The sequence below is a fragment of the Luteimonas mephitis DSM 12574 genome (assembly GCF_000422305.1).
Lineage (GTDB): Bacteria > Pseudomonadota > Gammaproteobacteria > Xanthomonadales > Xanthomonadaceae > Luteimonas > Luteimonas mephitis.
Genome location: NZ_AULN01000014.1, coordinates 166,242 through 191,571, shown reverse-complemented (window position 1 = coordinate 191,571; position 25,330 = coordinate 166,242). Strand labels below are relative to the sequence as shown.

The window sequence follows — 25,330 nt, the reverse complement described above, 5'->3', positions numbered from 1 at the left end:
CCGGACCGCGTTCCCGGACCGTCTCGTGGGCCGTTGCCATGACGCGCCGCTGGAGCACGTCTTCTCTTTCGATCCGGTACGCCTTGTCGGATGGCCTCTGCTGGGTGCGCAAGATACTTGCCGGTGTTCAAGACTTTAAGCCCCAGCCTACCCCCGATAAATCAATCTAATCCCCTGCCCTCAGCGAATCCAACGTTTGACCAAGACCGAAAGCGGACTCCGGGACAGATGCAGGCCACCTCCACGCCCGGTCCGGCGCTCTGGATTTGAAACAGCCAAGTGGCGCTAACGTGCGCCTACTCAAACAGATCCATGAATCCACGTTGGGCAGTGTTTTTACGGACGATCGTATTAAGGACCAAGGCAAAGAAGCTGTCTGAGTGGCGCAGCACCTCTTCATTCAGCCTAACGGCATCTGCCGCGGGCCCTCGGTAGTAGTCGCTATGGTGGCCGTCAACGGTGGAGGTGCAGACGATATCCACCCCAATCATCTGTATCACGTGCCGAGATGGTACTTCCTGGTTCCCAGTGATGTGCTTAAAGCGCACGGTCGTAACCCACGATTCGCCTTCGCGGAGGGGGCTGCCCGCCATCATTACCGGAACGAGATGCTGCGCTTCGCTAAGTGAGCGAGTACGCTGTTCAAAGGCAACCGCAGCTTCTCGCATGGAGATGAGAATCGAGTGGCGCTGCGCCGTTTCGCGCTCTTGCATCATCTCTTGATATCGCCCCACGGCTTCCGTCACATCAGCTTGCGCGTTTTCGCGGGGAGTCTGAATCTCATCGAGACGCTCGATGAGATCACCGATCGATTGAAAGCGTAGGTTTGGCGCGTACTGGAAGCCGACATCAAAGAGGCTGCGTATCCGTACCATTCTAGGGTCGTCGCGTGTAGTGGCCGGAAAGGCACTCCACAGGTGCTTATGCGGTGCTTCGCCGTTCCCACCGAACGACAACGTTCGCGGGTACTCCCCTGTCAGGAGATAGAAAAGGATTGCGACCACGAAGGTAACGTCCGACCTCGGATCGTTGCGTTGCTGACCAGCGGTCATCTCCGGCAGACGCATAAAGCGATTTCCAAGCTCCTGCCCCAATCGCGTGTCGCAGCCTTCCCCGCGATCCTCAGGAGGAAGCCAGGCAATTCCAAAGTCGACAAGATACAGCTTCCCCTTCTTATCGATAATAATGTTCTCCGGCTTGATGTCGCGATGCAGGACATTGTTGCCGTGACATCGTTCAACTATTCGCGATAGCGACAACGCAAGTTCCAACGATTCCTCGATCGACAGGGATCTCTTCACGTATTGCTGCAGATTTCTGCCATCAACCCAAGCCTGGACGAGGTATAGCTCTTCGTCATCGGCGGCTTCGCTAACGTTCGAGTCAAAGACTTCGGGCACCCCGTCTCCTTGGACCTTGGTCAGCCCTGCGACCTCCTGCTTCATCCGCCTACGGCGCTCGTCGCGATCCAGCGGGTCAGGGAGCATTTCTTTGAGTGCGCCAAGCCGACCACAGCCGTGTCCACGGACTTGAGTGATGGAACCCTGTCCGCCACCGCGCTTTTCGACGCTTACAACGGCGACCCATCGATCATTCCAAGGGAGAGACAGAGCCTGTGATTCCACGAGGTTTCCAAGGTGCGACGTATAAATGCCATTCTATCGAACTAACAGCTGAGAGAGGCTCGGCGTGAGGTATTGCTATGATGAAATTGAGTACCCGACGTCGATTTAGGCTCTCTGCGGTCACTCCTCTACCCGCGATAAACACCCCTTATCCGCTGCCAGGCCAGCCTGCACTTCTCTGTCAAAAGCTGACGATGGCACTTTTCACAGAAAGGGCCCTAAACCAAACCAATTGTTGCCCATACGCCGCTTGCATGTTAATCGCTCGTGACTCAAGTAGATCTAACATCATCAGCTTTGAAGCGAAATTTAATCCCTTCCCTCTAGCAATTCGATCACAAACGAAATCACGGGCAAGGCAGGTGGCTGATCACCGTCTGGGGAGCGCCCTTCGAAATCGAAGTGGTCCGGCGGATCGCCACTGGCTTCAATCCTGCGGGCCCATCTCGCCTGCCCGGGCATCTTCCGCGTGTCAATCATGAAGGATGCGATCTCGCTTGATTGAAGATGGCGATCAAATCCATTAAAGCGTTTCATCCGCTTCTTCGCGTAGTAACCTAGCAAGTCTTCGATCATATCTGTCCATTCATCTGGACTGGCGCTATTCATTGGATGACCGACGGATCCTAACCATAGGTCTACTGGTAAACTCTTAAACAGTTCCAGATTTTTGAGGCGACTTGACTTAGTACTGCTCGGCCAGCCAGTGACGAAGGGCGCGAACCTCTCAAAAACTACTGGCCCAAGCGATACCGGCATCACCATGTACCGCGCGTAGTCCCTTAGCCCGAATCCACTTGAACGCAACTGGTATTCGCCGATCAGAGATTTCGCTTGGGTATCCCGATAAAGACTTAGTTTTTTCGAATGATCCATCTCCTCCAAAAGGGATCGCTCTTTCTTGGTGGAGTCTCCTCCGGGAATTATGTCGACAGCGGTCCCCACTTTTGCTTGAATTAAAACAGCGGAGCGTTTGGTGACTCGGCTGTTCTTAGTGACAGTCATTAAAATAAGAAGATCTGCCAACTCACACTGCACAGATGCAGTTCGAGTTGTTGCCTTGGCTTGGGGAGTTCCATCAATCCACACTGACTCTGTTCGAACGACAGCGTGCTGATTTTCTGAGGACAGATAGTCCGCCAGATGCAACGTCAGTTCATTAAGCGTCTGTCTGTCATGCAGATGATGCAAGGCGCGCCGTTCAAGGGCTTTAGATTGAGCATAATTCTTGAGAATTTCTCGCCATGCCTTGTTATCAATTCGTGACATATTTAGCTCCTGATTGGGCGCGTGGCCTGGCCCGCGCCTGCTTCGCCAACGGCTGCATCGGTTCGTTTCGTCCTAGCTTACCTCTGATAACTTGGCCTAATCACTGGATCGCGCAGCCTGCTTTCAGCGGCGGTCTACCTTGGCAGCATCGGAGCGATCCGTCATGGATCCCGGCTCAACGTATGGATTGCGTCGATTCAAATAATTCGGTCAGCTGAGTCGAATCACTCGATGACGGAACGCCATTTCTGGCAGTTGACTCAAGCACAAGGGGCCGGTACGTTGTCGTTGCGCTGGCACGCGCACGATACCGTCTTGCGAAGCTCCTAGAGCAGTGCTTGTAATCCTCTGGCCGATGCCTTCATCCCGGCCTACAGCAGTGGCGACGGTGACGCTGCGGACTAGGCCTTGAGGATTGAAGCGCATGGTTATCGCCAGCATTCGACCGTCCACCGTGGACGGCATCAAACAGCTCGCCAAGAAGATTTGCCGCGAGCGCAACATCACCCACACTGAAGCCCTCGAAGCTGCCAGCCGTCAGGCGGGTTACGAGAACTTCGTGCATGCCAAGCGTCGGCTCGTATGGGCCGGCGCACCGCAGGACTTTCCCGTCTACCTCTCCGTGCACTGGCGGGCTCCGCGCGCGCGCAATGGCAAGCCCAAGCACGACGGTCCGCGCGCCGGCCGGGAGATCCTGTGCGTGAATCTCGCTCGCGCCCTGCCCCAAATCGTGGCCAAGCACCGTGTTTCGTACGGCCGTGGTCTCCACGGGTTCCGCATGGAGTACGAAGACCACTTGGAACACCGCACCGACGTGAAGGGGCAGGACGAGGCCCGCAATGCGCTGCTGACCGCGGCACGCAGCTTGCGCTTCATGGAGGCGACAGGCTTACAACCGGTATCAACCCAGAGGTATTACGACCTCCTGCGGAAGTTGGAAAACATGCCCGGCCGAGACCACGAGTCCCAGTGGTTCGATCCTGCGACTGAAGACTATGTTTTTCTCGATGAACCCTATGCCGCTGCGCTCGAGAACCACTCAGCGGAACGCCAGCATTGGCTCGAACGCAACGGCCTGCAGATGATCGCGCCAGAGTGGGAAGGAATTTACTACCCGGGTGCGTGCCTGCCTCGCCTTATTGGCCATGACGTCGCTCTGCTGCAGCATGTCGCCAGTGTGCTAGCCAAGATTCAGCCGGTGACGGAACCGGAGACGTGGCCACACGAAACGGGCCTCTGTGGCGACGACTTCGTTAGTCCGAAGCGTCAGGCTGATGCGAAGCCTCGTCGGCCGCGGCCCGGGCCGTCCTGGCGGGAACACAAAGGCGCTACGCCTTACGGTGGCGCCGCAGGTGTTCCCTCGCGCTGGCGGCCTACAAAGCCGATGCCGCTCCATCTGCACCAGCAACTCGGCCCCTTGATGCAGAAGCTGTGCTCGGGCTTCTCGTGGCGCGTGAGCCAGAAGCTGGGTAACGCACGGTCGCAGTTGGAGGACTGGTCGATCATGGAGCACAAGCATCAGCACGAGGATGCGGTGTATGACCTCTACTACGGCGGATCGAGTACGTCGATCTGCAACACGGACGCCGAACGTCTGGCGGCGCTTACGGCGGCACGGGCAATCGTCGAGCGGGGCTATGACGACTGCAAGCCGCGGCGCGGTCTACTCGTCGTCCTCGATGCCGCTATTGATGAAATAAAGAAGCACTAACGCGACTGACCAACGCCAGCGCCGTGCCCGGCGTCAGCCGGCGCAGCGCTCAGCTGATACCAGCGCCTGGAACCCATATTCCAGCGTAGCCCGCTTATCCAATGCCATCAGACGTCCTTGATGGCGTCCCCGCCCAGGTCGTCCAGGATCGGGCAGTCGGGCCGCTGGTTGCCGTGGCACCGGCGGGCCAGTTCTTCGAGCGTACGCTGCATCGCCTGCATTTCGGCAATGCGCGTGCCCAAGTCCTGGGCATGTTCGAGCGCCAGCGACTTGACCTCGGCGCTGGCGCGCGAGCGGTCCGACCACAGCGCCAGCAGGATGCCGATCTGCTTCATCGAGAAACCCAGTGCGCGCGCCCGCTTGACGAAGCGCAGCCGGTGCACGTCCTCGTCGCTGTAGAGGCGGTAGCCGGCAGCCGTCCGTGCCGCCTCGGGGATCAGCCCGATGCTCTCGTAGTGGCGGATCATCTTGGCAGTCACGCCGGAAAGCGCGGCGGCCTCGCCGATGTTGTGGAAGCCCTGTTCGCGCGCTTCGCCGAGCTCTGGTGCTGGTGGTTTACGCGGCATGATTGGTCTCCCGATCGGTGTGTGACGGCGCCGGACGCCATCGCTTGAGCAACAGCGTATTGCCCAGCACGCTCACTGACGAGAATGCCATGGCGGCACCGGCGAAAATCGGGTTGAGCAGGCCGATCGCGGCTAGCGGAATGCCGACCACGTTGTAGCCAAAGGCCCAGAACAGATTCTGGTGGATCTTGCTGGTGGTGCGCCGGGAGACGTCGATGGCGTCGGCCACCAGCGTGATTTCCGGGCGCATCAGCGTCACCGCCGCGGCGTGCATGGCCACGTCGGTGCCCGAGCCCATCGCGATGCCGACGTCGCTGGCCGCCAGCGCCGGGGCATCGTTGATGCCGTCACCGACCATGGCGACCACGCCTTGCGCCTTCAGCTCGCGGACCACCTCGACCTTCTGCTCCGGTCGGACGTTGGCGTACACCTCGTCGATGCCCAGGCTGCCGGCGATGCTGCGCGCGGCACCTTCGTTGTCGCCCGAGATCATGACCGTGCGGATGCCAAGCCGGTGCAGGCGCGCAACGGCTTCGCGCGCGCCGACACGGGGTTCGTCGCGGAAGGCCAGCAGGCCGTGTACCCGGACCGCATCGCCATCACCGGCCGCGAGCCAGGACAGGGTGTGGCCATTGCTCTCCAGCTCATTCGCGCGGGTGCGCAGTTCGCCGACATCGGCCTGTATCTCCTGCATCAGCGCCAGGTTGCCGAGCCACACTTCGCGGCCGTCGACAAACCCCTTCAGGCCGCGTCCCGGCAGCGCCTGCGTGTCGGATGCCACTGCTGCCGGCGTCGCTTCGCGCAAGACGGCGCGCGCCAGCGGGTGTTCGCTGCCGCTTTGCAGCGCCGCCGCCAGCGAGACCAGCGCGTCGCGTTCGCCCGCGAGCGGGAGCGCCTCGACCAGGCGCGGTTCGCCCGCGGTGAGAGTGCCGGTCTTGTCAAAGGCGACGACCTGGACCTTGTGAGCGAGTTCGAGCGCTTCGGCGTCCTTGATCAGGATGCCCGAGCGCGCCGCGACGCCGGTGCCGGCCATGATCGCAGTGGGCGTGGCCAGACCGAGTGCACAGGGGCAGGCGATCACCAGCACCGCCACGGCGTTGAGGATCGCGGCGTTCCAATCCTGCGTCGCAAGGCCCCAGGCGAGCATCGTCAACAGCGCGACCGCGACCACGACGGGCACGAAGATCGCGCTGACCCGGTCGACGGTCTTCTGGATCGGCGCCTTCTTCGCCTGCGCGTCCTCGACCAAGCGGATGATGCGGGCCAGCGCGGTCTCGCTGCCAATGGCCAGGGTCTCGACTACCACCACGCCTTCGCCGTTGACGGCGCCGCCGGTGACGCGGTCGCCGGCGTCCTTGGCGACGGGGATTGACTCGCCGGTGATGAGCGATTCGTCGGCGTGGGTGCGCCCTTCGCGCACTTCGCCGTCGACGGGGAAGCGTTCGCCGGGACGCACGACCACCAGGTCGCCGACTTTGACGCGTTCGACCGCAACATCCGTATCGCCGGTGGCGGTTCGCACGCGCGCGGTGGTGGGTTTGAGCGCCTGCAGCGCGCGGATGGCCTCGGTGGTCTGGCGCTTGGCGCGCGCCTCCAGGAACTTGCCGAGCAGGATCAGGGTGATGATCGCCGCGGAGGCTTCGAAGTACAGCGCGCTGGAGCCCTGCAGCAGGTGGTAAACGCTCAGGCCGTAGCCGGCCGACGTGCCCAGCGCGACCAGCAGGTCCATGTTGCCGGTGCCGGCGCGCAGGGCATGCCAGCCGGCGCGGTAGAAGCGCGCACCGAGCCAGAACTGCACGGGCGTGGCCAGTGCGAACTGCAGCCAGCCGGGCAGCATCCAGTGCTGGCCGAACAGCATGCCGGCCATGGGCAGCACCAGCGGCGCGGTCAGGATCGCGGCGATGAGCAGGTGGCGGGCTTCCTTCGGCAGCGCGCCGCGGTCGCTGGCGGACGTGGCCGTTGCATCCGGCACCTCCTGCAACGACCGCGCGATGTAGCCCGCGGCCTCCAAGGCGGCGATGAGCTTGGCCGTGTCGGCGTTGCCGGCGGTGCGCACCCGGGCGTGCTCGGTAGCCAGGTTCACCGAAACGTCGAGTACGCCCGGCACCTGCCGCAGGGCGCGCTCGACCCGGCCCACGCAGGATGCGCAGGTCATGCCCTCTATGGCCAGCTCCGTTTCCCCAGCGCCCACGGCGTAGCCCGCCGCCTCGATCGCGCGGGCGATGTCCGCGGCGGACGGCAGTGCGGAACCCCGGACTTCGGCGATTTCCGTGGCGAGGTTGACGCTGGCGTCCTCGACACCGGGTATTTGCTTCAGGGCGCGCTCGACCCGGCCCGCGCACGACGCGCAGGTCATCCCCTCGATGGGCAGACGCAGATCGGCGGCGGCAATGGCGGTGTTCACGGGAAGATTCTCCAGACTGGATGCGCGCAGCCTAATCCTTCCCATAATGGGAGGGTCAAGAGGTGGCCCTGTATTCCCGTCAACCCGACCGGTGAAGTCCAACCGTCGGATGCCGGCATCTGTTGACCTTCCCATGGGGGAAACCCCGAGACTGGCCACCACACCGGAATGGTCCGGTCACGGGAGTAAGACGATGCGAGTCAAGGTAAAGGGCATGACATGCGGACACTGCGAACGCGCGGTCAAAGAAGCCATCGAAACCCACGGCGGCACCGGCGTGGTGGACCTGGCTGCCGGCACCGTGGATATCGTCGGGATCACTGATCCGGCAGTCATCCGTGATGCGATCGAGGCCGCAGGCTACGAGGTGGTGGGGAATGCGTATCAGGCAGAACCCGTGGAGTAGGCACGGCCTTCTACATGTCGGTCGCCTTCCCGGTCTGGCACGCTCTACACTGGGTCGGGTTCTTGTTCGCAGCTGGATGACCAGGCCTGACGAGGAGGATGCATATGCCCCACCAAGAGCACCATCATCAACCGGCGTCTTCCGGGACGACCGTGGACCCGGTCTGCGGGATGGACGTCGATCCTTCCAGCACTCCCCATCACGCGGAGCATCAGGGACACACGTATCACTTCTGTTCGGCAGGCTGCCGCGCGAAGTTCGTCGCTACCCCTGACAAGTACCTGTCGCCGCAAGCGGCTGACATGGACGCCGCGCCTGCTCTTGCAGGCGCGATGTACACCTGCCCGATGCATCCCCAGATCCGCCAGGACCATCCCGGGACGTGCCCGATCTGCGGCATGGCGCTGGAGCCGGAAATGCCGAGTCTGGAGGATGAGGAGAACCCCGAACTGGTCGACTTCTCTCGCCGCTTCTGGTGGACGCTGCCGCTTACCCTGATCGTGTTGGTGCTGGCAATGTTTGGCCACTATTTCGACACGTGGATCCCGACCACGGTTCGGACGTGGGTGGAACTTGTGCTGACGGTGCCCATCGTTCTGTGGGCGGGCTGGCCCTTCTTCGTGCGCTGCGTCCAGTCCATACGCAATCGCAGCCCCAACATGTGGACGTTGATCGGAATCGGCGTCGGTGCGGCGTTCGGCTACAGCGTGGTGGCCACGCTCGCACCGGGCCTGTTCCCCGACTCCTTCCGGGAGCATGGTCGCGTGGGCGTCTACTTCGAGGCGGCGGCGGTCATCATCTCGCTGACGTTGCTCGGCCAGATGCTGGAGTTACGTGCCCGCTCCAAGACCTCGGCGGCGATCAAGGCGCTGCTTGGTCTGGCGCCAAAGACTGCGCGCCGGCTGCGCGATGACGGCACCGAGGAGGACATCGAACTCAGCCACGTCCACGTCGGCGACCGGCTGCGGGTGCGCCCCGGGGAAAAGGTCCCCGTGGACGGCACGGTGCTGGAGGGGCGCTCCAATGTCGACGAGTCCATGCTCACCGGCGAACCGGTGCCGGTCGAGAAGGCCACTGGCGCCTCGGTAATCGGTGCAACGCTCAACGGCAACGGCAGCCTGGTCATCCGCGCGGAGAAGATCGGCTCGGAAACGGTGCTCTCGCAGATCGTCCAACTGGTTGCCCAAGCGCAGCGCTCGCGCGCACCGATGCAGCGCATGGCCGACAAGGTCGCGTTCTGGTTCGTGCTGTCGGTGCTGGGCATCGCGGTGGCGACCTTCCTGGTGTGGGGACTGTTTGGCCCCGAGCCGTCCTGGACATACGCCGTGCTCAACGCCGTGTCGGTGCTCATCATTGCCTGCCCGTGTGCTCTCGGGCTGGCTACGCCGATGTCGATCATGGTCGCCACCGGGCGCGCCGCCAGTGCAGGCGTGCTGTTCCGCGATGCCGAAGCGATCGAGAACTTCCGTCGGATCGACACCCTCATCGTCGACAAGACCGGCACGTTGACTGAAGGTCGCCCGGCTTTCCGGCAGGCAGTGGGCGTGAATGGTCATGCCGAGGAAGAGGTGCTCAGGCTCGCGGCCAGCCTTGACCAAGGCAGCGAACATCCCCTCGCGGACGCGATCGTCGCGGAAGCCCGACGCCGCGGCCTGCAACTCGAAACGCCGGACAGCTTCGAGTCGTCGACCGGCATCGGTGTGCGCGGCGAGGTGGCGGGCCACCGCCTCGCGATCGGCAACACCGAGTTGATGACGGAGCTCGGAGTCGACCCGGCACCGTTGCGTGAGGAGGCAGAGCAGCTGCGTCGTGACGGTGCCAGCGTGATGTTCCTTGCGGTCGACAGCACACTCGCCGGTCTCATCGCGGTTGCCGATCCGATCAAGGACTCGACGGCCGATGCCATCGCCACCTTGCATGAGGCTGGCCTGCGCATCGTCATGGCCACTGGCGACGGCGTCACGACGGCCAACGCGGTGGCACGACAGCTGGGGATCGATGAAGTCCACGGCGAAGTGCGCCCGAAGGACAAGGTCGATCTCGTCAACCGGCTCAAGGCCGAGGGCCACAAGGTGGCGATGGCCGGAGACGGCATCAACGACGCCCCGGCCCTGGCGGGCGCCGATATCGGCATCGCCATGGGCACCGGCACCGACGTGGCCATGTCCAGCGGCCAGGTGACCCTGGTCAAGGGCGACCTTCGCGGCATCGCGCGGGCACGGACGATCTCCAACGCCACCGTGGGCAACATGAAGCAGAACCTGACGTTCGCCTTCCTCTACAACGCGCTGGGAGTACCCATCGCTGCCGGCGTGCTGTATCCCGCGACCGGGCTGCTGTTGAGTCCGATGATCGCCGCCCTGGCGATGAGCCTGAGTTCGGTCTCGGTCGTCGCCAATGCCTTGCGGCTGGGCCGAGCCGGGTTTGGATCGAAGTCCGCCGGCACATGACCCCATGACCCAGATCAATACAGTACTGCCTCAGAAGTCGTAGGATCGCCTCAGCCATGAACGTCTTCCACCGCCGCACGCGCTTTCGTCTATCGCTTCTCGCGATAGTGGCGCTGCTGTGGTCGCAACTGGCGTTTGCGGTACACCCGGGGTGCGCGGAGGCCTTGGACGCTGCGTTGGCGGCCGCGTCCGTGGTCGAAACGACGGCGCAGGGGTGTGAACACCACACTCCTCCAGAGCAGGATCCGGTCTGCCACGCCTACTGCGCCCAGGGCGAAGCGAGCAGTGATACCGCCCGGGTGCCACCGGTGCCCCCGCTTCTGGGGTTGCTCGCGGTGCCCGAGATGGTCCCGAGTGCCGCCACTGCAGCCGCGATGGATGCCAGGGCTGTCCAGCATCCGCTGCCTGCCGTAAAACGACGACCTACCGCCCATCCGGCGGAACTCCTGCTGATTTGATGCCCAGCCACCGCTGCGCTGCACCCGCGGGTGCGGTGCGGTGGTGCGTGTGGCTGCGCCGAACGTGCGCGGCATGTCCCCTCTGTTCAAGGATCCGGCGCTTGGCGCCGGTCTATTCGGACACTCGACATGGCATTGAAGACGCTTCTGCGGCGGGCCTCCGCCCCGCCTGTTCCATCCACCCCATTTTGGCGACTCCGCCTTGCATCGATCGCGGCATTGCTGGTGCTCGGCGCTCTGCCCATGCCCGCCTTGGCGCAGTCGTTGCCCGGCGAGGACGTAGCCTCGGTGCACGCCTGGCTGCGTGAGCACAACCCCGAGTTGCGCGCACTGCAGGCCGAAGCCGAGGCGGCACGAGCCCGGATTCAACCGGCGGGCGCCCTGCCCGACCCCAGCGCCTCGATCAGCTTCCGCAATCTCGATCCGGACCGCCCCTGGCAGTTGCCGGGCGATGATCGCGAGGTCGGCTACTCGCTCCGCCAGCGCGTGCCGCTCTGGGGCAAGCGCGGACTGGCCCGTACCGTTGCCAGACAGAGCGCCGAGGCAGTCGCCCTGGACCGGGACGCGGTTCTTCGTGAGCTGATTGCCGAAGCGGAGGCGGCCTATGTGCGTTATTGGCACGCCGACCAGGCGGTCGCGGTGCTTGACCGCCGGCTGGACCTGTTGCGGCAGGTCGAGGAGATGGCCGGCGTCCGATACGCATTGGGCATGGCGGCGCAGCAGGATTCCATCCGCGCCCAGGTCGAGCAGACGGTCATGCAGCGTGAGCGCATCCAGCGACTGGCCGAAAAGCGCGAAGCGATTGCTGTGCTCAATGGCGTGCTTGGCCGGCCCGCCGATTCCCCGCTGGCGCCCCCTGCGCAGCGGCCGGTCCTGGCCGTCCATTCGGCTGACCTGGGCGATGCGTTGGACGCCTTGGGCAGCAGCGAGCACCCCGCTGTCCTGGCGCAACAGGCGCGAGCACAGGCCGCGCACACGAACGTCGAATTGCAGCGACGCAACCGCTTTCCCGACGTGACTTTCGGTGTCGGCGCCATGCAGCGCGAAGACGGACTGGAAAGCATGGAGGTGATGCTGGAGGTGGAGATTCCTTTCCAGCAGACGGCCCGGCGCGAACGGGAACGCGAATCGCGGCTGCTTGAACAAGCCGCGCTTGCACGCATGGATGCGACCCGCCAGGCGCTCGCCAGCCAGGTCGCCACAGCCTGGGCGCAATGGCGCAGTGCGCGAAAGCGCCGTGAGATCACCGAGCAGACGCTGCTACCGCAGGCGGACGCCGTCTTCCAGTCCGCACTCGCCAGCTACCAGGTCGGCGAGGTGGACTTCGGCACCCTGCTGGAAGCGCTCAACCAATGGCAAGGCGCCGACCTCGATCGTGTGGATGCCCTGCGTGACGAACTGCTGGGCGCCGCCGCCGTGCGCGCCATCGAAGGAGAAACCCCATGACCCGCAACCAGACACTGTCGCTGGCGGTCGCCGCCGTGCTCGCGGCCCTTGCCGCCGGCTGGATGGTCGGCCGCGCCGGCCACGATGAAGCCACCACCCCGATGGCAAGCGATACGTCGAGCACCGATCGCAAGGTGCTGTACTACCGCAACCCGATGGGCCTGCCGGACACATCACCGGTGCCGAAAAAGGACCCGATGGGGATGGATTACATCCCCGTCTATGCGGGTGGCGAGCCCGCATCGGATACCGGAACGGTCACCCTCTCGCCCGGCAAGATCCAGACGCTGGGCGTGCGCACCGAGCCGGTCCTGCGCTCGCGGTTGGCAAGCCTGGTGCGTGCCAGTGGCACTGTGGAGATCGACGAAACCCGGCAGTACGCGATTGCGCCGCGCTTCGAGGGCTGGGTCGAACACCTGTACGCGAACCAGACCGGCATGCAGGTCAGCGCAGGCCAGCCATTGATGGCGGTGTACAGCCCCCAACTTGCTGCGGCCCGACAGGAGTTCCGGCTGGCCGACGCGGCCGCACGTCGGCTCGCACAGCCCGATCCCGCAAGCGCCGCCTCGATGGAGCGCCTGCGCGATGCCGCGCGCACCCGCCTGCAGAACTGGGAAATCAGTGGCGCACAGCTTGCGGGCCAGGACGGCAGCGACAGCATGGTCCTGACCTCTCCTGCCAACGCGGTGGTCATCGACAAGCCCATCGTCCAGGGCGCCCGCTTCCAGCCGGGCGAGACAATCCTGCGACTGGCCGACCTGTCGACCGTCTGGATCATGGCCAAGGTGCCGGCGATGCAGGCGGCGGATATCGCCGCTGGCCAGCCCGCGCGGTTCGAGACCGACACCCTGCCCGGCCAAAGTTTCGCGGGGGAAGTGACATTCGTGCAGCCGGTGGTGGACGCTGCCTCGCGTACGGTCGATGTACGGGTTGCCCTGCCCAACCCGACCGGCGACCTTCGCCCCAACCTGTTCGGCACGGTGGTGCTGGAACAGCCGTCGCAGCAGCCGGTGTTGAGCGTTCCGCGTTCGGCCGTGCTGGACAGCGGCACCCGCCAGACCGTGCTGGTCCAGACCGGACCGGGTCGCTTTGCGCCGCGCGAGGTGACCATCGGGCGCCGTGCCGGTGACCGCATCGAGATCCTTGATGGGGTCGCCGAGGGCGAAGAGATCGTGGTCTCCGCCAACTTCCTCATCGATGCCGAGAGCAACCTCAACGCAGCGCTGGAGGGATTTGGAGCGGCGTCCGACGAACCCGGCGCTACTGCCCCTGCTTCGCCGCCGGAGGATCCGCATGCGGGCCATGAAATGTCATCCGAAGATCCGCATGTCGGCCATGCCCCGGCGCCGGTGAAACCGTCCGTTGCTGACGATGGCGGAGCAAATCCGCACGAGGGCCACTGACATGCTCGGTCGAATCATCGAGTGGTCTATCCGCAACGTCTTCCTCGTGCTGGTGATGGCGCTGGCGCTGGTCGCCGGCGGCATATACGCGCTCATCAACACGCCGCTGGACGCGCAACCCGACCTGTCGGACGTGCAGGTCATCGTGTTCACCGAGGTGCCGGGCCAGGCCCCGCAGGTGGTGGAAGACCAGGTCACCTATCCCCTCACCAGCGCACTGTTGACGGTGCCCAAGTCCGAGGTGGTCCGCGGCTTCTCGTTCTTCGGCGCCTCGTTCGTGTATGTGATCTTCGAGGACGGCACGGATCTGTACTGGGCGCGTTCGCGCGTCCTGGAGAACCTCAGCGTCGCCTCCAAGGACTTGCCGGACGGCGTCACGCCCACGCTCGGGCCTGATGCGACCGGCGTCGGCTGGGTCTACCAGTACGTGCTCAAGAGCGCGCGGCATTCGCTCGACGAGCTTCGCGCGATCCAGGACTGGTATGTCCGCTTCCAGCTGACGACCGCGCCCGGCGTGGCCGAGATCGCCAGCGTCGGCGGCTTCGTCCGGCAGTACTCGGTCACGGTGGATCCGGTGCGATTGCGCGAGTTCGGCATACCACTCTCGCGCGTTTCCCAGGTCATCGCTGAAAGCAACCGGGACGTGGGCGGCCGCGTCATCGAAATGGCCGAGACCGAGTACATGGTGCGCGGACGTGGCTATCTGCGAGGCATCGCCGACATCGAGGATCTCGTGCTGCGCGCCGAAGACGGTGCGCCGGTGCGGATTGGCGACATCGCGCGGGTGGAACTGGTGCCGGAAGAACGGCGCGGTCTGGCCGACCTCGATGGCGAGGGCGACGTAGTCGGTGGCATCGCGGTGGCCCGCTACGGCGAGAATGCGCTGTCGGTCATCGGCGGACTCAAGGAAAAGATCGCCGAAATCGGCAATGGCCTGCCGGAAGGTGTCAGCATCGAGGCGGTCTACGACCGGTCGGACCTGATCGAGCGGGCCATCAAGACGTTGCGCAACACGCTGCTCGAGGAGAGTCTCATTGTGGCGCTGGTGTGCCTGGTGTTCCTGTTCCACGCCCGCAGTGCGCTGGTGGCGATCGTGATGCTGCCGGTCGGCGTGCTGATCGCCATCATCGCCATGCGTGTGCTGGGGATGAACTCCAACATCATGAGCCTGGGCGGCATCGCGATCGCGATCGGCGCGATGGTGGATGCGGCGATCGTGATGATCGAGAACGCTCACAAGCACATCGAGCGCGATGACGGCACGCGCAGCCGCGCGCAACTGATCATCGACGCCTGTCGCGAAGTCGGTCCGGCGCTGTTCTTCAGCCTGATGATCATCACCGTCTCGTTCCTGCCGGTGTTCGCACTGGAAGCGCAGGAGGGCCGGATGTTCCATCCGCTGGCCTTCACCAAAACCTTTGCCATGGCCGGCGCAGCACTGCTGTCGATCACCCTGGTGCCCGTGCTCATGCTGCTGTTTGTGCGCGGCAAGATCTTGCCCGAACACAAGAATCCGGTGAACCGGTTCCTGATCGCCACCTACCGTCCGATCATCGACGTGGTGCTACGGCACAAGGTCGCGACGATCGCCGTCGCGCTGGTCGCGCTGCTGGTCACCGCGTGGCCGGCATCCAGGCTGGGCAGTGAGTTCATGCCCACGCTCAACGAGGGCACCCTGCTGTACATGCCGGCGTCCCTGCCCGGCATGTCGGTAACCAAGGCTTCGGAGCTGTTGCAGCAGCAGGACCGCATCATCAAGACCTTCCCGGAAGTCGAGTCGGTGTTTGGAAAGGCCGGGCGCGCCCTGACCGCCACCGATCCCGCCCCGTTGGAGATGTTCGAGACGGTGATCAACCTCAAGCCCGAAGACCAATGGCGCGAGGGAATGACCACCGACAAGCTGATCGCCGAGATGGACGCGGCACTGAAGTTCCCCGGCGTCGCCAACTCGTGGACCATGCCGATCAAGGCGCGCACCGACATGCTCGCCACCGGCATCCGTACGCCGGTGGGCATCAAGGTCTTCGGCAGCAACCTCGCCGAGTTGGAGAAAGTCGCGCTGGAGATCGAGGCCGCGGTACGGACGGTACCGGGCACCACCAGCGCCTTCGCCGAGCGCCTCACCGGCGGCTTCTACCTGGATATCGACCCCGACCTGGCCCGGCTCGCCCAGTACGGCATCACCGTCGGCGAGGTCCAGGACATCGTGTCCGCCGCGCTCGGCGGCGAGCGGGTGACCACCCTGCTGGACGGGCGTGAGCGCTTCGGAGTCATCGTCCGCTACCCGCGCGACCTGCGGGACGATCCCCACCGGATTGCCACCCAGGTGCTGGTCCCCACTCCGAGCGGTGCCCAGGTTCCGTTGGGCGAGGTGGCCACCGTGCAGGTCCGCAAGGGCGCGCCCAGTATCCGCACCGAGAACGCGATGCTGGCCGCCTACATCTACGTGGACACGCGTGAGAGTGACATCGGCAGCTTCGTGGAACAGGCACAGGAAGCGGTGGCACGGGATGTCACTTTCCCGCCCGGGTACTACGCGAGCTGGAGCGGCCAGTTCGAATACATGCAACGGGCCGCGGCGAAGATGAAGGTGGTGATTCCGGTAACCCTGGCGATCATCTTCCTGCTGCTGTACCTCAACTTCCGGCGGGTGACCGAATCGCTGATCGTGATGCTGTCGGTGCCGTTTGCGCTGGTGGGCGGTGTCTGGCTGATGTGGCTGCTCGACTACAACGTCAGCGTCGCGGTCGCAGTCGGGTTCATCGCCTTGGCAGGCGTGGCTGCGGAAACGGGCGTGGTGATGTTGATCTACCTCGACCACGCGCTGGAGGCCCGGGCGGAACGCCGGCAGGCGGAGGGCGGCACGCTCACCGACCGCGACCTGCAGGAAGCAATTATCGAGGGCGCGGTGGAACGCGTGCGACCGAAGATGATGACCGTGGTGGCGATCATGGCCGGCTTGCTGCCGATCATGTGGAGCACCGGCACCGGTTCGGAAGTGATGCGTCGCATTGCCGCCCCGATGGTGGGAGGAATGGTGTCGTCGACCGTACTGACACTGGCCGTCATCCCTGCCCTGTATGCGCTGATCAAGCGTCGTCAGTTGCTTCGCCGTGGGCATTGAAGCCGCCTGCCCACGGTGGCTGATCGCCAAGCGGCTGCCATTCACTCCCAATACCAGAGGAACACCCGTATGAAACTTCTCACTTCCCTGTTGACCGTTGCACTCCTGGCCGCCTGCTCGCAGGAGACCAGTAGTGCCGATACCGCAGCCAACGCGGCCGCGTCCCCTGAAGCGCAATCAATGGACATGTCCGAGGCCGAGCACCAGGCCATGGACAGCACCACGGATGACGCCGCGGGGACACCGGCAGCGGCGAGCGGTACCGTCGAGTCCGTCGATGCGGAGGCCGGCAAGATCGTGATTGCACACGGTGCGGTTGACGCGCTGGAATGGCCTGCCATGACCATGGGCTTCTCGGCAACGCACGAGCAGATCCAGACCGTGCAGCCGGGTCAGAGGGTCGATTTCGAATTCCTGTCACAAGGCTCGAAGAACACGATCACGAGCATTGCACCTGCGCAATGATGCACCCCGGCCCACTCCCCATCGTGACCGCTGCGAGCGATGGGGAGCGGCAACCGCCCATTGAGGCATTACCCATCACTCATCCCCACTTTTGTAGCTGCGCCACGCCGATCCCAGCACCCGCCAAGCCGAGCGTAGGAACATCACAAGCAACGCCGCGGCGATGAGCAGGTCGGGCCAGCCAGCATCGAACAACCAGACGCCGACGGCCGCGAGCAGAACCGCCAAGCCTTCGTATACATCGTTGCGCGAGCACTCCCATGCCGAGGCCATGTTCACATCGCCATCGCGATACGGCGTCAGCAGCCACAGGCAGATACCGTTGAAAGCAAGATTGAGCACGGCAGCGATACCGATCGCTTCGAAGATCGGCACGCCGGGGTGTGTGAGTCGCCAGCCGATCTGCGCGGCAACGGCCACCGCAGCGCCGAAGATCAGCAAGCCCTTGACCAACGCAACCTTCGCCTTTGCCTGGTGGCTGGCGCCGATGACGGCGAGGCTCAAAAGGTAGGTCAGCGCATCGCCCAGGTTGTCGAGACTGCCGGACAACAGCGACGACGACCCACTATACAGCGCAGCCGACAGCATCATCACGAACGTGGCGATGTTGATCGCCAGCACGATCATCAGTACGCGTCGCTGCCGCGCCTCCATGGCGCGGATGTCGACAGTGCCGCTACAGCACGAATCACCCATGTCAGGTCTCCACAGTCGTAGGTGACAGGTCACCATTGCGATGCAGCCAACGATAGAGCGCCGGCAACACCAGCAACGTGAGCAGCGTCGAGGACACGATGCCGCCGATCACCACCGTCGCCAGCGGCCGCTGCACCTCCGAGCCGGTACCGACATTGAACGCCATCGGCAGGAAGCCCAGCGACGCCACCAACGCTGTCATGAGAACCGGCCGAAGCCGTCCGAGCGCACCGTCGACGATGGCATCCTCCAGCAAATCACCCTGCTCGCGTAGCTTGCGGATGAACGCGATCATGACCAGGCCGTTGAGCACCGCCACGCCCGATAGTGCGATAAAGCCGACACCGGCGGTGATCGACAACGGAATCCCGCGCAGCGCCAGCGCAAACACCCCGCCGGTCAGCGCCAACGGAACGCCGCTGAACACGATTGCCGCATCCTTGGCCGAGCCGAAGGCCATGAACAGCAGTCCGAAGATCAGTACCAGCGTCACCGGTACCACGACAGCCAAGCGACGACTGGCGGAGATCAACTGCTCGAACGTGCCACCGTAATCGATCCAGTAGCCTTCCGGGATGTCGACCTGTTGCTCGACGCGTTGCTGCAGCTCGGCGACGAAGCCACCCAGGTCGCGGTCGCGCACGTTGGCGGTGACCACCACACGACGTTTGCCATTCTCGCGGTTGATCTGGTTCGGCCCGAGGACCTTCTCGATCATTGCCACCTCCCGCAACGGGATGGTCTGCGGGGTGTCATCCGACCACGCCGGATCGCGGCTGGACTCATCGGCGTTGGTGATACCGCCCAGCGGTATGGGCAGGTCTTCCAATGCCGTTGGATCCGCACGCATCCGCTCGGGCAGTCGCACCACGATGTCGAAGCGGCGGTCGCCGTCGTACAGCTCGCTGGCGACCTGACCACCCACGGCCGTGGCGACGGTCTGCTGCACCACACTCGGGTTCAGTCCGTAACGTGCCAATGCCTCGCGATCGGGCACCACCGTCAACAGCGGCAGCCCGGTGGTCTGTTCGGTCTTGACGTCGGCCGCGCCGCCGACCTGTTTGGCCACTGTCTCGATCTGCTCGGCCACCTCAACCAGCGTATCCAGGTCATCGCCGAACACCTTGATCGCCACATCCGCGCGCACGCCGGAGATCAGCTCGTTGAAGCGCATTTCGATCGGCTGGGTGAACTCGTAGTTGTTACCCGGGATCTCCGAAACCGCGTCTTCGATTTCCGCAATCAGCTGGTCCTTGGGCTTTCGTGGATCGGGCCATGCATCGCGCGGCTTCATCATCAGGAAGGTGTCGGCCACGTTCGGCGGCATCGGGTCGGTGGCGACCTCGGCGGTGCCGATCTTGCTGAACACGCGTTCGACCTCGGGGATCTGCGTCACGCGTTCCTCCACCGCGATCTGCATCTTCACCGCCTGTTCGATGCCGGTGCCGGGAATGCGCATTGCGTGCATGGCGATGTCCCCCTCGTCCAGGCTGGGGATGAACTCGCTGCCCAGCCGCGTCGCCAGCAAGCCACTGACAACAACCAATGCCAGCGCGCCACCGAGCACCCAGGTACGGCGGCGCAGCGACCATGCCAGCAGAGGCGCATAGCGCTGCTTGGCCCATTGCATCACCCGGTTCTCTTTCTCCTCCACGCGACCGCTGAGGAAGATCGCGACCGACGCTGGCACGAACGTCAGCGACAGCACCATCGCGCCGGTCAACGCCAGCACCACAGTGATCGCCATCGGGTGGAACATCTTCCCTTCGATCCCGGTCAGGGCGAAGATCGGCAGGTACACCGCGGCGATGATGAACAAGCCGAACAGGCTGGGTCGGATCACTTCTACCGTCGCCGTGGCGGTCAGGTCCTTGCGTTCGTCATCGGTCATGACCCGCCCGAGCCGGTGTTGCATGTCGCCGAAGCGGCGCAGGCAGTTCTCGATGATGATGACCGCGCCGTCGACAATCAGGCCGAAGTCAAGCGCGCCCAGACTCATCAGGTTGCCGGACACGCCGCCCTTGACCATGCCGATGATGGTGAACAGCATCGCCAGCGGGATGACCGCTGCGGTGATCAGCGCAGCGCGGAAGTTTCCGAGCAGAAGGAACAGCACCACGATCACCAGCAGCGCGCCTTCGACCAGATTCTTCGCGATCGTCTTCATGGTCCGGTCGACCAGCTCGGTGCGGTCGTACACGGCGGTCGCCGCCACCCCGGCTGGCAAGCTGGCATTGGCATTTTCCAGCCTGGTAGCAGCGGCCTGGGCGACCTGGCGACTGTTGGCGCCGACCAGCATCGCCACCGTGCCAAGCACGACCTCTTCGCCGTTCTGGGTGGCCGCACCGGTGCGAAGCTCTGGTCCCTCGCCAACCTGTGCCACGTCGCTGACCCGAATGGGCAAGCCCTCGCGCCGGTCCAGGACGATGTTGCGGATCTCATCGAGCCCGCCGACTTGTCCGGGCACGCGCACCAGGTATTGCTGGCCGTTGCGCTCGATGTAGCCGGCGCCCATGTTCTGGTTATTGGCCGCAACCGCGTCGACGATGTCCTGCAAGGTGAAGCCCAGCGCGACCAGCTTGGACGGGTCCGGAGTGATGTGGATCTGCCGCTCGTAACCGCCCATCGTGTTGACTTCGGTGACGCCGGGCGTGTTGCGCATCTGCGGCCGGATCACCCAGTCCTGCAGGGTCCGCAGATCGGTCGCGGTCCATGGCGTGCCGTCGGGCTTTCGCGCCTCGGGTGCCGCGTCGACCGTATACATGAATATCTCGCCCAGACCGGTTGAGATCGGCCCCATCTGCGGCTCCAGGCCTTCAGGGATCTGCGACCGGATCTGCTGCAGGCGTTGGGCCACCTGCTGACGGGCGAAGTACAGGTCGGTTCCGTCCTCGAACACCACCGTGACCTGCGACAGCCCGTAGCGCGACAACGAACGGGTGTAGTCCAGTTGTGGCAGGCCCGCCAGCGCAGTCTCGATCGGATACGTGACGCGCTGCTCGGACTCCAAGGGCGAGTAACCCGGCGCTTCTGTGTTGATCTGCACCTGCACGTTGGTGATATCGGGGGTGGCATCGATCGGCAGTCTGGTGAAGCTCCAGATACCCACGCCGATCAAGGCGAGCGTCGCCACCATCATCAGCCAGCGATGATGGATGCCGAAACGAACGATTCTCTCCAGCATGCCGGGGGCGTCAGTGCGCATGCGACGCTCCCGACTTCTCGATGTCAGCCTTGATCAGGTAACTCTCCTCGACCACGACCTGATCGCCCTTGTTCAGCCCGGCCGTAATCTCCACGCGTTGCCCGTCGCGTTGGCCCACCTCGACCGGCTGCGCCTGGTAGGCCTCGCCGACGCGCACGAACACCACTTCTTCGCCGCCCATGGTCTGCAGCGCCGTTAGAGGCACCATCAACTCGACAGGCTGTTGCTCGACCGTGATCCGCGCTTTGACCGCCGATCCGGGCCGCCAGAGACCATCGCTGTTGTCGATCGTGGCGCGGGCGACAGTGCTCTGGCTCGCCGTCGCCATGCCCGGCAGCACGCGTTCGAGCATGGTGTCGACCGTCTTGCCATCGCTCATGCGGGTGACCGCGACCGGAACGCCCGGCCGGATGTGCTGCGCGTCGGCGCCGAAGATGTGCAGATCGACCCACAGTTGCGACAGATCGGCGATTTCGAACAACGCCATCCCTTCGCCAGCCAAGCCGCCGACCGACGCATTGCGCGCGGTGACGACACCCGAGATGGGCGCTGCAACGCTGTAGTTGCTCAAACTGAGATTGCTCTCGATCGTCGCCAGCGTCTGGCCGGAGCGCACCTGGTCGCCGACATTGGCTCGCAGTGACCGGATCGGACCGGGGAACCTGGCGGTGACCTCTGCGACGCGGCCCTCGATCGGGGTCAGCAGGCCCTGCACCTCGTGTTCGTCGGCGATTACGCCAGGGCCGACCGGCTGAACCTCGATGCCCGACTTCTCGGCGGTGGCAGCGGCGATGATCGTGCGGCCCTCGTAGCTTGGGTATTCCCAACGCAGCATCTTGTCGCCGATGCTAGCCAGCGCCTCGACATCGAACGAATGGGGTTCCGCGACGGTGTCGATCGCGGCCAGGCTGCCGTCTTCTTGCGGAGTGAGGGTGTAGCTGACGGCCTGGCCGCCCAGGCGAGTCACCCGCACCTCGACTTTGCCGGCCGTCGACGGCAGCGGCTCGCCGTCCTGGTACAGCCAGGCCTGGAACCGTGGCGGCGTGCCGTCCTCGGCCATCGCCAGCTCGACCCGATAGCCGTCCTGTTCAAGCAGACGACCGCCGTGTTCGCCGGTTGCGGCTTCCGCTTCAGCGTGTTCGCCGGATGCTTCTGCGGCGTGCTCGCCGGCGGCTTCGTTGGCGTGGTCATCCGCGTCTCCGCCACAGGCGGCCAGTGACAGTGCCAGCGCGAGCGCACTGATCAAGTGAGAAGACTTCACGGGGTAACTCCTTGTTGGGTCTGCGGCGCCGAACCGGCGAGGAAAGCCTGGCCGGTGAGTCGCTGGATTTCGATCAAGGCACGCTGGGCATCAAGCGCGGCCTCCAGTTGTTGTTTGCGCGCGGCGGTGCGCTCGGCCTGCAGCGTCGCCCATTCCAGATAACTGGCTGCGCCGGCGCGATATGCAGCGCGTGTGGCGGCTTCGGCCTTGCCCAGCCGGGGCAGCACGTCGTCCTGCAGGCGCTCGACCTCGACTGCGGCGACGCGGTAACGGCCGTGGGCCTCGGCCAACGTCGAATACAACGACAAGCCCTTGGCTTCGCGTTCGATCTCCAGCCCCGCCAGTTCGGCCTGGGCGGCGCGAATGCCAGGCTGGGCGCGGCTCGCGCTACCCAAGGGGATCGAGACGCTGCCAATCAGGCCGAAGTCGTCGCTGCCCTGGAACCGGCGCACGCCCACTTGCCAGTCCAGATCCGGGCTGGCTTCGCTGCGGGCGAGCTGCAGGCGCGCCTCACGGATGCGGGCTTCGCCGACAAACTGCGCCAGCTCCGGTGTCCGTGCCAGCCAATCGGCGAGCACCGCGAAATCGGCTACCTCGGGCAGCACCAGCGGATCGCCGCCGGCCACCTCAAATGAGGGGGCACGTTCGCCCCACAGCGCGGCCAGGTATTGGCGCGCCGCAGACTGGCGCTGCTGTGCACGGGCGAGATCGAGTTCGCCCCGAGCCAGCGCCGCCTGTGCGGTCAGCACTACGGATTCGGGCGAGGCGCCGGCCTGCAGTCGCTTGCGGGCTTCGGCAACGGTGCTCTGGCGTTGCCCGATGTCGAGCTGCGCGATTGCGCTTTGGTGTTGCGCCGCGATGATCGACAGATACCGACGCGCCACCTCGGCCAGCAGATCCAGCCGTTGCGCCTCGCGTTCTACCGCCAGCGCGTCGATTCGGCTTTGCGCCAAGGTCCGACGCGCATCGAGCTTGCCACCACGCTCCAGCACCGAGGCCAAGCTCAGGGTGATTTCGGCGCTGTCCAGGCCGCTGGCTTCGCCGGTGCCGAATGCGTTCTCGATGCTGGCACCGGCAACCAATGCCGGGCGCAACGATGCTCGCTCCAGTTCGGCCTCCAGCACGTCGCGACGCGTGCCGAACAGGCGCAGGTTGGGATGGGTATTGGCGACGCGCTTGAAGGCGTCATCCAGGGTCAGGGGGTCGGCGGCGTGCGTGGGAAAGACCACGACACACACGACGACGAGCACGGCCAGGGCCGCGGGTCGCAAACGCATGGGGATTGCTCCGAGTTATTCGAGATGACAGGTACCGGCGTCATGCCGGCGGCGCAGTCACGCGAAAATCGGAGGCCTGAACGGTGAGGTCAGCCGCACCTGCGGCGGCATCGGTGTTTTCGTGATGGCCAGACGGCCGTCTGGCCGTGCCACGGGGAGCGGCTTGAACGCTTGCAGCAAGGCCGCAGTCGCACCGCAGCAGTGAGCGAAGTGCAGGAGCAAGTGCAACGTCCAGGCGTCTTCGCTTTGCTCGTCGCCCGGGATCCCTTCCGCGCCGTCAACCGCACGCAAGTCATGGGCGTGCGAGCCGGACGGATCATGCGCCAACTCGTGATACTCGGCGACGTTCGCCAACACCGGTTGCAGCACCAGGCCGAGGGCAAACAGTCCCAGCACAAGAACGCGCAGGAGCGGCTGCCAGCGATGTGGACGCAAGCGGGTCATGGCCGAGCAGGATACCTGCGAGCGCCGGGGTTACACAATTTCACGGATCCAGTCGCGTGAGGGGCGCTCCCTGAACCCCCGATCGCGAGCCGGTCACGGGAGGCTGTTGCCACCCGTGCGCTGCTATCATCCAGTCTCTGCGCGCAGGTTCTGGTGTGCAGATCTTCTCCTTGGGGAGTAGCCGGCCTCCATTCTGGAGGCGCGTCCGTCAACACACTCGGCCCGAATGGGTCGTGGCGAACGCAACCTGACGGTTGGCGAGACCAACGAGCGATGCGCGTAGCTCCGGTCGGGCGCGCGGATCGCATTCGTTCGTCCGCAAGTCCCGACCGTTGGCAACCCATGAATCCCATTTCGATTCTCCTGCTCGGCTTGGCCATGTCCACCGATGCATTCGCCGCCGCCTTGGGACGGGGCGCCGGCATGGTCAAACCACGCCTGAAGGATGCGCTCCGCGTAGGTTTTATCTTCGGCGTCGTGGAAGGCATTACGCCGGTCATTGGCTGGCTGCTGGGTTCTGCTGCCTCGCGCATCATCGAAACATGGGATCACTGGATCGCATTCGGCTTGCTTGCAGCCTTGGGGGTGCACATGATCTACAAGGCGCTGGTGCCGGACAAGGAGACCACTGCGGGCAGCATCAACGGAAGTGGAAGCCTGCTCTTGGTGGCCGTCGCGGGACTGGCTACCAGCATTGACGCGATGGCCGTTGGCGTGGGTTTGGCGTTTGTCGATGTCAACATCGTTGTCGTTGCCGCGGTGATCGGCCTGTGTACCTTCGCCATGGTGACGCTAGGCATCATGGCTGGCCGAGTCCTGGGAGCGGTCATCGGCAAACGCGCCGAAATCGTGGGCGGCATCATTCTTATTGCAGTGGGTTCGACCATCTTGTACGAACACCTCAGCATCGCTACCTCATGAGCCTGGTGACTGACCAGGACGCGCGCAGCGCTGACACGTCCGTCGCATGATCGCGCCAAGCGACAGTAACTTTGTCACCTGAGATTACGTGTCCAGCACCCGCCTCAGGCGGATGCCGGGGAGACCTTCCGGCAACTGCACCACATGTCTTGGCCCGTGGCGAACTCGGCCGGGCTGAGCTTGCCGTCCTTGGAGGCCG

The 25,330-nt window shown here is 64.4% G+C and carries 18 protein-coding genes and 1 riboswitch; of the genes, 9 read left to right on the top strand and 9 right to left on the bottom strand.

The genetic code is table 11. The features are described from left to right. Positions 1-296: 296 nt before the first annotated feature. Positions 297-1,625, bottom strand: a complete 1,329-nt coding sequence (locus tag H570_RS0105760) for a serine/threonine protein kinase (protein ID WP_169447738.1) — start codon at positions 1,623-1,625, stop codon at positions 297-299. Between the two features lie 309 nt (positions 1,626-1,934). Next, on the bottom strand, positions 1,935-2,894 hold the full coding sequence (locus H570_RS18820) for a hypothetical protein (protein ID WP_156899862.1): 960 nt from the start codon (positions 2,892-2,894) through the stop codon (positions 1,935-1,937). Positions 2,895-3,318: 424 nt separating this feature from the next. Here H570_RS18820 and H570_RS0105750 point away from each other — a divergent pair, with 424 nt between their 5' ends. Beyond that, positions 3,319-4,605 carry a DUF5623 domain-containing protein gene (locus H570_RS0105750; protein WP_027079911.1) on the top strand — a complete coding sequence of 429 codons (1,287 nt, stop codon included), beginning with the start codon at positions 3,319-3,321 and terminating at the stop codon, positions 4,603-4,605. A 107-nt stretch (positions 4,606-4,712) separates the two neighbouring features. On the opposite strand, the gene cueR is transcribed toward H570_RS0105750, so the two are convergent. Both cueR and H570_RS0105740 read right to left on the bottom strand, forming a co-directional pair. Then, positions 4,713-5,171 (bottom strand): Cu(I)-responsive transcriptional regulator, encoded by a 459-nt coding sequence (cueR, locus tag H570_RS0105745; RefSeq protein WP_027079910.1) that lies wholly within the window; start codon positions 5,169-5,171, stop codon positions 4,713-4,715. Further along, the gene (locus tag H570_RS0105740; protein WP_036135321.1) at positions 5,161-7,575 is read right to left on the bottom strand and encodes a heavy metal translocating P-type ATPase; all 2,415 of its coding nucleotides are present in this window, start codon (positions 7,573-7,575) and stop codon (positions 5,161-5,163) included. Before H570_RS0105740 ends, cueR begins: the two co-directional genes overlap by 11 nt. 193 nt (positions 7,576-7,768) lie before the next feature. On the opposite strand from H570_RS0105740, the gene H570_RS0105735 reads away from it, so the two are divergent. The 7 genes from H570_RS0105735 (at position 7,769) to H570_RS19355 (ending at position 17,327) form a co-directional block, all read left to right on the top strand. Next, a complete protein-coding gene (locus H570_RS0105735; protein WP_036135319.1) occupies positions 7,769-7,981 on the top strand; it encodes a heavy-metal-associated domain-containing protein in 213 nt (70 codons plus the stop codon). A gap of 104 nt (positions 7,982-8,085) precedes the next feature. Next, positions 8,086-10,431, top strand: coding sequence for a heavy metal translocating P-type ATPase (locus tag H570_RS0105730; RefSeq protein WP_084499845.1), 2,346 nt, complete (start codon positions 8,086-8,088; stop codon positions 10,429-10,431). A gap of 56 nt (positions 10,432-10,487) precedes the next feature. Then, positions 10,488-10,889, top strand: a complete 402-nt coding sequence (locus H570_RS0105725; RefSeq protein ID WP_027079906.1) for a hypothetical protein — start codon at positions 10,488-10,490, stop codon at positions 10,887-10,889. Between the two features lie 129 nt (positions 10,890-11,018). Beyond that, positions 11,019-12,335: a TolC family protein gene (locus H570_RS0105720; protein WP_084499843.1), complete on the top strand. Its 1,317-nt coding sequence runs from the start codon at positions 11,019-11,021 to the stop codon at positions 12,333-12,335. After that, a complete protein-coding gene (locus H570_RS16575; RefSeq protein ID WP_084499841.1) occupies positions 12,332-13,738 on the top strand; it encodes an efflux RND transporter periplasmic adaptor subunit in 1,407 nt (468 codons plus the stop codon). Before H570_RS0105720 ends, H570_RS16575 begins: the two co-directional genes overlap by 4 nt. A 1-nt stretch (position 13,739) precedes the next feature. Further along, positions 13,740-16,862 (top strand): CusA/CzcA family heavy metal efflux RND transporter, encoded by a 3,123-nt coding sequence (locus H570_RS0105710; protein ID WP_027079904.1) that lies wholly within the window; start codon positions 13,740-13,742, stop codon positions 16,860-16,862. 69 nt (positions 16,863-16,931) lie between these two features. Further along, on the top strand, positions 16,932-17,327 hold the full coding sequence (locus tag H570_RS19355) for a copper-binding protein (protein WP_036135316.1): 396 nt from the start codon (positions 16,932-16,934) through the stop codon (positions 17,325-17,327). 75 nt (positions 17,328-17,402) lie between these two features. Here H570_RS19355 and H570_RS0105700 read toward each other — a convergent pair whose 3' ends face one another. Genes H570_RS0105700 through H570_RS0105680 form a run of 5 tightly spaced genes read right to left on the bottom strand, consistent with a single transcriptional unit; the run spans position 17,403 to position 24,210 of the window. Further along, complete coding sequence (locus H570_RS0105700; RefSeq protein WP_027079903.1) at positions 17,403-18,023, bottom strand: cation efflux transmembrane domain-containing protein; 621 nt, start codon at positions 18,021-18,023, stop codon at positions 17,403-17,405. Position 18,024: 1 nt separating this feature from the next. Next, positions 18,025-21,207 (bottom strand): efflux RND transporter permease subunit, encoded by a 3,183-nt coding sequence (locus H570_RS0105695; protein WP_027079902.1) that lies wholly within the window; start codon positions 21,205-21,207, stop codon positions 18,025-18,027. 10 nt (positions 21,208-21,217) lie between these two features. Next, positions 21,218-22,474 carry an efflux RND transporter periplasmic adaptor subunit gene (locus H570_RS0105690; RefSeq protein WP_425411549.1) on the bottom strand — a complete coding sequence of 419 codons (1,257 nt, stop codon included), beginning with the start codon at positions 22,472-22,474 and terminating at the stop codon, positions 21,218-21,220. A gap of 11 nt (positions 22,475-22,485) precedes the next feature. Continuing rightward, complete coding sequence (locus H570_RS0105685; RefSeq protein WP_027079900.1) at positions 22,486-23,766, bottom strand: TolC family protein; 1,281 nt, start codon at positions 23,764-23,766, stop codon at positions 22,486-22,488. A 57-nt stretch (positions 23,767-23,823) separates the two neighbouring features. Continuing rightward, positions 23,824-24,210, bottom strand: a complete 387-nt coding sequence (locus tag H570_RS0105680; protein WP_051176159.1) for a hypothetical protein — start codon at positions 24,208-24,210, stop codon at positions 23,824-23,826. A 158-nt stretch (positions 24,211-24,368) separates the two neighbouring features. Further along, a riboswitch (yybP-ykoY riboswitch) is annotated at positions 24,369-24,544 on the top strand. A gap of 8 nt (positions 24,545-24,552) precedes the next feature. Here H570_RS0105680 and H570_RS0105675 point away from each other — a divergent pair. Continuing rightward, positions 24,553-25,131 (top strand): manganese efflux pump MntP, encoded by a 579-nt coding sequence (locus tag H570_RS0105675; protein ID WP_027079898.1) that lies wholly within the window; start codon positions 24,553-24,555, stop codon positions 25,129-25,131. Positions 25,132-25,330: the final 199 nt, after the last annotated feature.